This is a genomic window from Phyllobacterium sp. (assembly GCF_037994405.1).
Lineage (GTDB): Bacteria > Pseudomonadota > Alphaproteobacteria > Rhizobiales > Rhizobiaceae > Phyllobacterium.
In genome coordinates this window covers 1-10,325 of the sequence record NZ_JBBNAN010000375.1, presented here as the reverse complement: position 1 = coordinate 10,325, position 10,325 = coordinate 1, and the positions used below count along the sequence as shown (strand labels likewise).

Below are 10,325 nucleotides of genomic sequence, written 5' to 3'. Positions count from 1 at the left end.
CCGGCGAAGCCTCTGGCAGCGACCCATTTTGAGAGGCTGGGAAGCAAATTATACGGGGCTTCATCGGCGGCGAATTGGGCCAGATAGATACCTGGTCCTTTTATCGTTTTCATGCTTTCTCCCCTATGCGGATAAGGCTGCTGCCGGGGCAGGGGGACCACCGTCATAGGCTCCCCAGACCGATTGATCGAAGTGGACGACAGAGCCTGTCATCATCCCTGAATCATCGGATGCGAAGAACAGGACTGCTCGGGCGACTTCCTCGGGTGCCAAGATGCGGCCAAAGGGTTGTGCCGCTGCAGCCTTTGCCAACCAGCCCGGCTCCGCTCCATGATATTCGCGCTGGATGCGATCCTCTCCGTCAGACGCCATCCAGCCAATATCGAGCTGGTTCACCCGGATCTGGTTGCGCATCAGGGCGTAGCCGGAGTTTCGGGTGAGCGTAGCCAGCGCACCTTTTGATGCAGAGTAGGGGGAGAGAAATGGCTGTCCGGCATGCTCCGATGTGGAGCCGATATTGATCATGCTGCCCCTGATGCCATCTCGGATCATGAGCTTCGCCGTGTCTTGCATGAGAAAGAATGGCGCGCGCACATTGACGGCGAACATGCGGTCGAAAAGGTCCGGCGACGAATTCAAGAGATTACCACGGTCAGTGAGGCCGGCGGCATTGACCAGAATATCGATTCTGCCGAATTCGGCGTCCGCCGTTGCGATGACCGATCGGCATTCTTCGACCCTTTCAAGATCCGTCGGCACAAACGTCACTGGAACCCCGGTGTCGCTCGTAATCGAAACAGCAACGGCGTTGCCTTTTTCGGCATTTCGTCCGCAGGTGACAATGCCGGCGGCACCCGCTTTGGCGAAAAGCCGTGCAATCGATGCGCCCAGCCCCTGCGTACCCCCGGTGACAACAGCGATCTTTCCCTCGATACGATTCATCTCACACACCCACACGCTGCTTCTTGCGGATTATTTCCTGATCAGCCCGCGCCTTTTGAACAGATTCACGCTCGGAGACCTCTGGAACGCCGACGTCCCAGTCGGCATCGCCCGGTACCCAGGCATAGGCGTCAGTAACAAGTGTGACGATCGTCGTGCGGTCCGTCGTCTGCGCCCACTCCATTGCCGTCTTCAGATCGGCAAGGCTTTCGCAGCGCCGGGCAAGCGCACCCATGGACTCGGCATGTTTCACGAAATCGACGGCGAAGGGTTCCTTCACACGGCAATCCTTGATGAGATTGTTGAAGCCGGGCACGCCCTTGAACTGCTGAAGACGATTGATGACCGCATAACCGCCATTGTCGCAGACGACGACGATCATCTTGTGGCCCGTCAGCACCGTCGAGTAGATGTCAGAGTTCATCATCATGTAAGTGCCATCGCCGATCATGACGATCGGCGTGCCGTCGCCGGCCTTGGCCATCGCGTGACCCCAGCCTGCGGCAATCTCGTACCCCATGCAACTGAAGCCGAATTCGCAGTCGAATGTGTTCGGATTCTTCACGCGCCAACCCTTTGTGACTTCGCCAGGTGTGCCGCCTGCAGCTGCAATCAGTGTGTCGTTCGGCTTTGAAGTCTCGTTGACGATGCCGATCACCTGCGCGTAGGTGGGGAGCGGTCCGTTCGTGACGGCCTGATGCTGATCGAGGAGCTTGTTCCAATCGGCAAATAGCGATTGAGCCTTCGCAAGCAGCGCCGGATCGGCCTTCCAATCACCGAGGGCGTCGTCCAACTCGATCACCGTTTCAAGAGCATCACCGACGACGGCAAGCGCGCGATGCTTGACCGCGTCAAAGCGCGCTGTGTTGATCGAAATGAACTTTGCATCCTGGTGAAACGCGGTCCATGAGCCGGTGGTAAAATCCTGCAAGCGCGTGCCGATCGCCAGGATAACGTCCGCCTCGCTGGCGAGCGCATTCGCCGAGGTCGAACCGACGATCCCGATCGGGCCGGCGTGAGCAGGGTGGTTGTGAGTCAATGCGCCTTTGCCGGCAATGGTTTCGACGATCGGGATGCCGCGATTGATGGCGAATTGCGCGACCTTCTCTTCGGCCAGCGAATAGCGAACACCGCCTCCCGAAATGATCAGCGGCTTTTTCGCGGACTTGAGCAATGCGGCTGCTTCGGCCAATTTTTTTCTGTCGGCGCGGGGGCGCGGTATAGACCAAATAGTTGGCTCAAAGAATGCGGTCGGATAATCGAAGGCGACTTCCTGGGTATCCTGTGCGAGACCAATGAAGGCGGGACCGCAATCTGCCGGATCAAGCATAGCCGCAATTGCCTGCGGTAATGATGAGATGATCTGTTCAGGCAAAACGATGCGATCCCAATATCTGGTGACCGGCTTGAACACGTCATTGACCGTCACGGTCGGGTCGTTGAAGTGTTCGACCTGCTGTAGGACCGGATCGGGAACGCGGCTGGCGAAGGTATCTCCCGCAATCAGGAGCACTGGCAGGCGGTTCGCATGAGCGGTGCCGGCCGCCGTCACCATGTTGGCTGCGCCCGGTCCAATTGAGGTCGCCGCCACCATCAGCTGGCGCCGGCGTTTGGCTTTGGCAAAGGCGATCGCGGCGAGCGCCATCGACTGCTCGTTTTGACCACGCCAAGTCGGCAATTGGTCCTGCACCGCCTCAAGGGCTTCCGATAAGCATGTAACGTTGCCGTGACCGAAAATGCCGAACACGCCCGCAAAAAGCGGGATACGTTCGCCATCGATCTCCGTGAATTGATTGCACAAATAGCGCACAAGCGCCTGCGCCATCGTCAGGCGCATGGTCTTCCGGGACATCCGGTTCTCCTCCCATGGATCATGTTTTCCGGATGCTACGAAATATTAATTGACAAATCAAGAGTTCAGCAACAATCATTGCACAAATTAATTTGGGAGGATCCTGATGCAGAAAATCGCCGTTCTCGGCTGCGGCCGCATTGGCCGCATGCACGCCGAAAACATAGCTGCGCATCCGCGGGCAACACTTGCTGGCGTCTTTGACCTTCATCACCCGGCCGCAGAGGACGTCGGCAGTAAACTTGGCGTGACGGTGTTCGATTCCGCCGAAGCGGTGTTCTCCAGCAGGGATGTCGACACGGTCCTAATCGCCACGTCGACGCCGACGCATGCCGACTTCATTGAGAAAGCCGTCGCGGCCGGCAAACCAATATTTTGCGAAAAGCCGATCGATCTGAGCCTCGCTCGCGTCCAGCGCTGTGCGGAAACGATTGGCACGACCAAAGTGCCGATCATGCTCGGTTTTGTCCGGCGCTTCGATCCCGGTCACAGGGCCGCTCGCGATGCTGTCCGCGCAGGCGATATAGGGGACTTGCATCAGGTCGTTATGACATCGCGGGATCCCGGCATGCCGCCGGTCGCCTATGCCGAAGCATCCGGTGGCATTTTTCGCGACATGACGATCCACGACTTCGATATGGCCCGGTTCATGCTCGGTGAAGAGGTGACCGAGGTTTCGGCGACTGGGAGCCGTCTTGTCGATCCGGCTCTCACGCAGCGGTTGAACGACTACGATACGGTGACGGTCGTGCTGAAGACGGCATCGGGCAAGCAGTGCATCATCAATAATTCGCGTCAGGCCGTCTACGGTTATGACCAGCGCGTTGAGGCCCTAGGGACGAAGGGGATGGTCGTTTCCGAAAATTGCCGCCCCAACATGACGACATTGCACCGTGCCGATTTCACTGGCAAGGGCGCGCCGCTCCTGAACTTCTTCATCGACCGTTACGCCGAGGCTTTCATGGCCGAGATCGGCGCCTTCGTCGATGCGATCGAGGCAGGCAAGCCTCCAGAGGTTGGATTTGAGGACGGCCGTCAGGCCTTGATCCTGGCCGAGGCCGCGATCAAATCGGCGGCCGAGGGCCGCACGGTAAAAACCAGCGAGATTGGATGAACCATGTATCAGAATTTTGGACTGTATATCGACGGCAAATGGCGCGGCGCCGCTGATGGAGCGATGGCTGACGTCCTAAGCCCTGTAACGCAGAGTGCTCTCGGTGCCGTTCCCGTAGCGACGACAGCTGATACGCAGGAAGCCCTGGTTGCAGCCGGCAAAGGTTTCGCGGCGTGGAGGACGACAGCCGCTTTCGCTCGTGCCGACGCTTTGCACCGGATTGCCGACGAGATGATCCGCCGCGCCGATGAGGCGAAGAAGATGATCTCCGCAGAAACCGGCAAGCCGATTGCGCAGTCGGAGCGAGAATGGGGATTATCCATCGACCAGTTTCGGTGGTTCGCGGAAGAGGCACGCCGCATCTACGGCAGGATAATCGAATCGCGAATACCTGGCGGTCGCTTCGAGGTGACGCGTGAGCCTGTCGGCATCGTCGGCGCCTTTACTGCCTGGAATTTTCCCGCGGCACTCGTTGCCCGCAAGGCAGCGCCTGCGCTTGCGGCAGGTTGCGCGATCATTATCCGGCCTTCCAGCCAGACACCGGGCGTGGCCATGGTCATGGTCGATTGCATGCGGGCGGGCAACCTTCCCGATGGCGTCGTCAATCTGGTCGTTGGCCCGACCACAACCACCTATACGCCGATCATGGCGGATAAATCGGTGCGCAAGGTGTCCTTGACGGGCTCGACCCGCGTCGGTCAGCAGATGATCCGCGATGCCGCCGATACCGTGAAGAAAGTTTCGATGGAACTAGGCGGCAACGCACCGCTTATCGTCTATGATGACGCCGATCTTGAGCTTGCGCTGAATATGTCCGTGCCGACGAAGTTCGCAAATGCGGGCCAGGTTTGCGTGACGCCAGATCGCTTCTTCGTGCATGAACGTTTGCATGACGCCTTCGTTGATGGGTTCGTCTCGCGCACAAACGCGCTCAAACTCGGCGACGGCCTCGATCCTTCTGTGCAAATGGGACCGCTGATTAATAGCGGGCGCCTTTCAGAGATCGAGTCGATCGTCTTGGACGCTGTGAAAGCAGGCGCGCAAGTGGCAGCGGGTGGCGAACGCGCTTCGGAATTCAACGTCGGTCATTTCTACAAACCAACCGTTCTGACCAATGTTACCGATGACATGCAAGTCTTTGCCGACGAAAATTTTGGCCCGATCGCCGCGGTGACGCGGTTTAACGAGGAAGATGAGGTGCTTTCGCGGGCCAATGCCTCCGACATGGGACTGTCAGCCTATGCTTTTACCCGCTCACCAGATCGTGCAAGGCGGACGGTATCGACCCTGAAGGCGGGAATGGTCGGAATAAACAGCTTTGCCTTGGCAGCGTCCGAGGCGCCATTTGGCGGCACCAACCATTCGGGCATGGGCCGCGAGGGCGGAACCGAAGGCATCGGCGACTATCTCGACACCAAGCTTTCGCAGATCGTGTTCTGAGGGCGATGAAAATGATCAAAAATAAGCTGAAAGAAATCTGGGCAGAAGGCCGTCCGTCGATCAATGGCTGGCTGTCAATTGGCAATGCCTTCACTGCGGAGATTATGGCAGCTCAAGGCTACGACTCCGTCTCGATCGACATCCAACATGGCGCGTTGGACTACAATTCGGTGTTGCCGATGTTTCAGGCCATGCGCGCCTCCGGCGTCGTGCCAATGGCGCGTGTGCCATGGCTGGAGCCCGGCATCATCATGAAAGTGCTGGATGCAGGCGCCTATGGTGTGATTTGCCCAATGGTAAATACTGCCGCACAGGCAGGCGAATTCGTCAGCTATCTTCGCTACCCGCCACACGGCCAGCGCAGTTTTGGGCCGACGCGGGTCAACTTCGCCGCTGGGCCGAATTATGCGGGTGAGGCGAATGCAGAGGTCCTTGCTTTTGCCATGGTCGAAACCAGACAAGCGATGGAGAACCTCGATGCGATTGCCGCAACGCCAGGATTGGACGGAATTTACGTTGGCCCAGCTGATCTGACCTTCAGTCTGACGGATGGCCGGCTTGTGCCGGCTTTCGATCGCGAAGAGCCGGAAATGATCAAGGCGCTTCAGCGCATCGTCGCAGCTTGCAAAAAGAACAGAATCCGCGCCGCCCTTCATTGTGGCACGCCGGAATACGCTGCCCGTGCCATTCAATGGGGCTTCGATATGACAACCGTGTCAGGTGATACTCGGCTCCTGGCAGCGGCGGCGGCGACAAGTGTCGCGAAGTTTCGCGACCTCGTAGGACAGGCGGCTGGCACGGCTGAAAAGGGGGCTTACTGATGCCGCATATTCTCGTTGCTGGAAAACTGCATCCGTCGGGGGTGGCACTTCTAAAGAGCGCCCCGGGCGTGACATTTGACTATGTCGAGGAAGTATCGGAGCGGTCCTATTACCCCCTCATCGGCAAGGCTGACGCGCTGGTGCTACGGACGCAGCCCCTGTCAGCATCGACTGTCGCGAGCGCGGATCGCTTAAAGATCGTCTCACGCCATGGCGTTGGATATGACGCCGTGCATTTGGCGTCGCTCAATGAAAGAGGCATCGCACTCACCGTTGTCGGCGATGTCAATTCGGTGTCGGTGGCTGAGCATGCAATGATGCTGATCCTGTCAGCGGCCAAAAGAGTTCTTCGCGGCGATCACGCTGTGCGCGATCCATCAGAGTGGGGATGGCGTAACCGACTGGAAGCGGAAGAGATTTCGGGAAAACGCCTGTTGATCGTCGGGTTTGGTCGCATTGGGCGTCATCTTGCGCGGATGGCCACCGGCTTTGGCATGGAAATTAGAGCCTTCGATCCTTTTGTGCAGACCCAAGGCTGGCCGGAAGGAACCGTCCTGCCGGCAGATAATCTTCTGGAAGGGCTTCGGTGGGCGAACGTGGTTTCGGTCAACGTTCCAAAAGCCGATCGACCGATCATTGGTAAGAACGAATTTGCGGCGATGCAGCTTGGGGCCATACTCGTCAACACGGCTCGCGGAGGCGTTGTCGATGAGGCCGCTTTGATCGAAGCATTGCAATCCGGACATTTGGGCGCAGCGGGGCTTGATGTCTTTGACGACGAACCGCCCTCCAAAGATTGCCGACTTCTTTCGTTCGACCAGGTGGTGTTGTCGCCGCATATCGCGGGGTTGACGCGCGAGTGCGGTGAACGAATGGCCGTAGCATCCATCCAAAATGTGCTCGATTTCTTTTCTGGACGAATAGATCCGAAGCTGGTCGTGAACGCTGATCAGTTGCGAACAAACTAGGCTTTTAAAACTAGTCAATCGCAGAGTGTGGCGACAGCGGGAGTCCCGCGGGTAGATCTCAATCCGTGTTGCAATGAAAATTGCAAGAGTAAAAAAAGTGCATAAAATATTGAAATATGTTTTGACTCACGAGCCATTGCCGTTTACTCTGTTTTGCAATGATTGTTGCAATCTAACTATATAGACGGCAGTCATGGACTGGGAGAGGGTCGACGCTGGGAGGCGTTTCCCTGCCGGTCTCGGGGTTCACTTTGTTCCATGGGAGGTAGAAGATGGGACGTCTGATTGGTGGCCTGTTGGCCACAACATTTATCGCATCTGCAATGGGCGGGACGGCAGTCGCGCAGGACAAGTCCAAAGTCTTTTTTCTATTGCCTAATCAAACGACAATTCGCTTTGAAAGCCGTGACGCGCCGTTTTTCGTTCAGGCAATGAAGGAAAAAGCACCCGACGTTGAAGTGGTGGTTCAAAATGCGCAGGGCGACCCCACCAAACAGCAGTCTCAGGTCGAAGATGCGATCGCGCAGGGAGCAAAAGTAATCCTGCTCACATCTGCCGATGCAAACCTGGCAGCCGGCGAGCTCGCCGCTGCCGCCAACGCAAACATCCCAGTTGTTCTTTACGATCACGACGCCGTAGGAGGAAAAGCCGACGCTCATATTGTTTTTGACTCACTCGCGGTTGGCCAGGAGCAGGGCAAGCGCGCCGCCGAATTGATCAAGGCCATGTCGAAGCCGCTGGTTAAGGTCGCTCGCGTCAAGGGTAATCAGGGCGAGTATGGTACAGGGCAATATGAGAAGGGGCAGAACGAATTTCTCCAGCCGCTGATCGACTCCGGAAAAGTCAAAGTTGTCTGCGAACAGTATACCCAGAATTGGGATCCGGTGCTGGCCCAGAACTTTGCTGAGGATTGCCTCACAAAGAACGGCGGCGACGTCGACGTCTTTCTCGGCATGAATGACGGCACCACGGGCGGCTCTGTGGCAGCCCTGATTTCTCAGGGATACAAGCCTGGAGAGAAGCTCGTCACCGGCGGCCAGGATGCCACTGTCGAAGCACTTCGCTACATCGCGCAAGGGTGGCAAGACAACTCCGTTCTTAAAGACCTGAAGGTGCAGGCAACTCAGGCTGCGGATGTCGTCGCTTCGATTGTCGCCGGCAAGGGCGTCCCGAAGGACGTTGTCAACGGCAAGGTCAACAACACCTTCATGGATGTTCCGGCCGTGTTCCTGCCCGTCACTAACATCACCAAGGACAATCTTGGTGATGTGGTCTCGAAGGGCGTTTGGACCTGGGCAGAGATCTGCAAAGGCGTCGAGACGACTGACGTCTGCGCAAAAAATCTTTAATTTGACCATTTGCTGCGGAGGAAAGCGGCGCGACCGCTTTTCTCTTTCCGCTGGATCAATATCCCCGAGGATGAGATGACCGCGACCATTCCAGAGCATTTAGAGGACAATACCCTTTTAAACAGAGAATCCGTTCCGCTAATTTCGATGCGCAACATCCAGAAGTCGTTCGGCTCGGTTCATGCCTTGCGAGGGGCTTCGGTTGATGTACATGCGGGCGAGGTCGTCGCACTCGTCGGCGACAATGGCGCCGGCAAGTCGACGCTCGTGAAGGTGATGGCGGGTGTGTGGGCCGCTGATTCAGGGGAATACGAAATAGAGGGCAAGCCGGCTAATATTAGAACACCTGCTGATGCGACTGCGCAAGGCATTGCAACCGTCTACCAGGATCTGGCCCTATGCAACAATCTAGACGCCGTTCAGAACCTGTTTCTTGGCCGCGAATTGACCGGCTCGGGCATTTTCGGCCGCCGCATTCGACGCGCCGAATGCGAAGTGCGGGCTCGTGAAGTGATGACAAGAATGCGTCTTGGCAATCTTTCGCTGACTCGGCCCGTGGGCGCCATGTCAGGCGGCCAACGTCAGAACATCGCGATCGCCAGATCAATTCTTTGGAAGCCCAAGGTGGTCATCCTCGACGAACCTACGGCTGCTCTCAGTCACTCTGCGGCGCAGCAGGTCGCAGACCTTGTCCGCAGCCTGGCCGACGATGGGCTGGGTATCGTGATCGTCAGTCACGACATCCACCACTTTGTCGTGAACTCGACCGACCGGATCGAGGTCATGCGACTTGGCGCGAATGCGGCGAGCTTTCGCTCTAAAGATGTGACCGGCGAAATGGTTGTCAATGCGATGGTCGGTGGCAATGAAGGGGTCAATCTTGCCGGCTGACTAGAATCTTTTCCATGTTCGAGGATTGAAAACTATGGCTTCTATGGCATCCGTCTCCACAACCGCCGTGCCGAAGCGGCGCACATTCGGAGAGCTTCTCAACAGCGATCTGAGGGCCCTGCCGGTGGTAATCGCGCTGATCGCACTATGGGCCTTCTTCGCCGTTCAAAGCGACATCTTCCTCACGCCACGAAATCTGTCAAACTTGCTTCAGCAATCGACCGTCGTGGGTGTGATGGCGCTCGGCTTGATGTTTGTGCTTCTGGTCAAGGAAATTGATCTTTCGATCGCAGCAATACACGGCGTCACCGCGGTCTTCAGTGCCAAGCTGATTGTCGATTATGGATTTTCACCTTGGCTGGCGCTTCCTATTGCCATATTGATCGGAGGTGCGATCGGGTCCTGTTCTGCACGGTGGGTGAACTGGGTTGGGGTGCCGTCATTCGTTGTGACCCTGGGGTTGGGACTTGCACTCAACGGTATCCAGTTACTTTTACTTCCTGCCACCGCCCGCTATGGCCTGTTAGGAACCGGTATGGAATATATAGCGCAGACCACCATCTCTGGCGCCAGTGCCTGGATCACGTGGGCGGTTGGCCTTGCGCTGTTTGCAGGCCTGATTTCTTCTGGTGTCGCCCGGCGGAGGCGCGCAGGTCTCGAAGTGTCGACTCTTCAGAGCGTGGTGATACCCCTCGTCGGAGCCGGCTTCCTGGGAGCACTTGTCGTACTGGTCCTCAACGCCAGTCAAGGCATCCCATTGCCCGTTCTTATCTTCGTTGTTCTCCTCGGCATCGGCGGCTACGTCCTGAACGAAACCCAATTCGGTCTTTATCTTTATGCCGTCGGAAACAATGACGAAGCGGCGCGACGAGCTGGTATCAAGGTGCCGCTCATCCGCATGGCTGCCTTTGCGATTGCAGGGGGCGTTGCAGCAATTGCAGGCATCAT

9 protein-coding genes and 1 pseudogene are annotated in these 10,325 nt (G+C 57.4%); 7 read left to right on the top strand and 3 right to left on the bottom strand.

Translation table 11 applies throughout. The annotated features are described in order from the left end of the window. From AAAC48_RS21075 to iolD, 3 genes and pseudogenes are all read right to left on the bottom strand, one after another. Nucleotides 1–113: pseudogene (locus AAAC48_RS21075) on the bottom strand (sugar phosphate isomerase/epimerase); the annotation flags it as partial. A gap of 10 nt (nt 114–123) precedes the next feature. Next, nucleotides 124–942 carry an SDR family oxidoreductase gene (locus AAAC48_RS21070; RefSeq protein WP_340656066.1) on the bottom strand — a complete coding sequence of 273 codons (819 nt, stop codon included), beginning with the start codon at nt 940–942 and terminating at the stop codon, nt 124–126. 1 nt (nt 943) lies between these two features. Then, nucleotides 944–2,794: a 3D-(3,5/4)-trihydroxycyclohexane-1,2-dione acylhydrolase (decyclizing) gene (iolD, locus tag AAAC48_RS21065; RefSeq protein ID WP_340656065.1), complete on the bottom strand. Its 1,851-nt coding sequence runs from the start codon at nt 2,792–2,794 to the stop codon at nt 944–946. A 103-nt stretch (nt 2,795–2,897) separates the two neighbouring features. Here iolD and iolG point away from each other — a divergent pair, with 103 nt between their 5' ends. From iolG to AAAC48_RS21030, 7 genes are all read left to right on the top strand, one after another. Then, nucleotides 2,898–3,908, top strand: coding sequence for an inositol 2-dehydrogenase (gene iolG, locus AAAC48_RS21060; protein WP_340656067.1), 1,011 nt, complete (start codon nt 2,898–2,900; stop codon nt 3,906–3,908). 3 nt (nt 3,909–3,911) lie between these two features. Further along, nucleotides 3,912–5,348, top strand: coding sequence for an NAD-dependent succinate-semialdehyde dehydrogenase (locus AAAC48_RS21055; protein WP_340656064.1), 1,437 nt, complete (start codon nt 3,912–3,914; stop codon nt 5,346–5,348). A gap of 11 nt (nt 5,349–5,359) precedes the next feature. Continuing rightward, a complete protein-coding gene (locus AAAC48_RS21050; protein WP_340656063.1) occupies nt 5,360–6,169 on the top strand; it encodes an aldolase/citrate lyase family protein in 810 nt (269 codons plus the stop codon). Further along, nucleotides 6,169–7,137: a hydroxyacid dehydrogenase gene (locus AAAC48_RS21045; protein ID WP_340656062.1), complete on the top strand. Its 969-nt coding sequence runs from the start codon at nt 6,169–6,171 to the stop codon at nt 7,135–7,137. The genes AAAC48_RS21050 and AAAC48_RS21045 overlap by 1 nt, the downstream gene beginning before the upstream one ends. 272 nt (nt 7,138–7,409) lie before the next feature. Next, nucleotides 7,410–8,486 (top strand): sugar ABC transporter substrate-binding protein, encoded by a 1,077-nt coding sequence (locus tag AAAC48_RS21040; RefSeq protein WP_340656061.1) that lies wholly within the window; start codon nt 7,410–7,412, stop codon nt 8,484–8,486. A 75-nt stretch (nt 8,487–8,561) separates the two neighbouring features. Further along, nucleotides 8,562–9,377 (top strand): ATP-binding cassette domain-containing protein, encoded by an 816-nt coding sequence (locus tag AAAC48_RS21035; protein WP_340656060.1) that lies wholly within the window; start codon nt 8,562–8,564, stop codon nt 9,375–9,377. A 34-nt stretch (nt 9,378–9,411) separates the two neighbouring features. Continuing rightward, the coding region (locus AAAC48_RS21030) for an ABC transporter permease (protein ID WP_340656059.1) at nt 9,412–10,325 on the top strand (914 nt) is incomplete at its 3' end.

Bases quoted from the DNA above. Each gene is read 5' to 3' on its own strand.
- AAAC48_RS21035 (WP_340656060.1), top strand. From the start codon at position 8,562: ATGACCGCGACCATTCCAGAGCATTTAGAGGACAATACCCTTTTAAAC.
- AAAC48_RS21055 (WP_340656064.1), top strand. From the start codon at position 3,912: ATGTATCAGAATTTTGGACTGTATATCGACGGCAAATGGCGCGGCGCC.
- AAAC48_RS21045 (WP_340656062.1), top strand. From the start codon at position 6,169: ATGCCGCATATTCTCGTTGCTGGAAAACTGCATCCGTCGGGGGTGGCA.
- iolD (WP_340656065.1), bottom strand. From the start codon at position 2,794: ATGTCCCGGAAGACCATGCGCCTGACGATGGCGCAGGCGCTTGTGCGC.
- AAAC48_RS21050 (WP_340656063.1), top strand. From the start codon at position 5,360: ATGATCAAAAATAAGCTGAAAGAAATCTGGGCAGAAGGCCGTCCGTCG.
- AAAC48_RS21040 (WP_340656061.1), top strand. From the start codon at position 7,410: ATGGGACGTCTGATTGGTGGCCTGTTGGCCACAACATTTATCGCATCT.
- AAAC48_RS21070 (WP_340656066.1), bottom strand. From the start codon at position 942: ATGAATCGTATCGAGGGAAAGATCGCTGTTGTCACCGGGGGTACGCAG.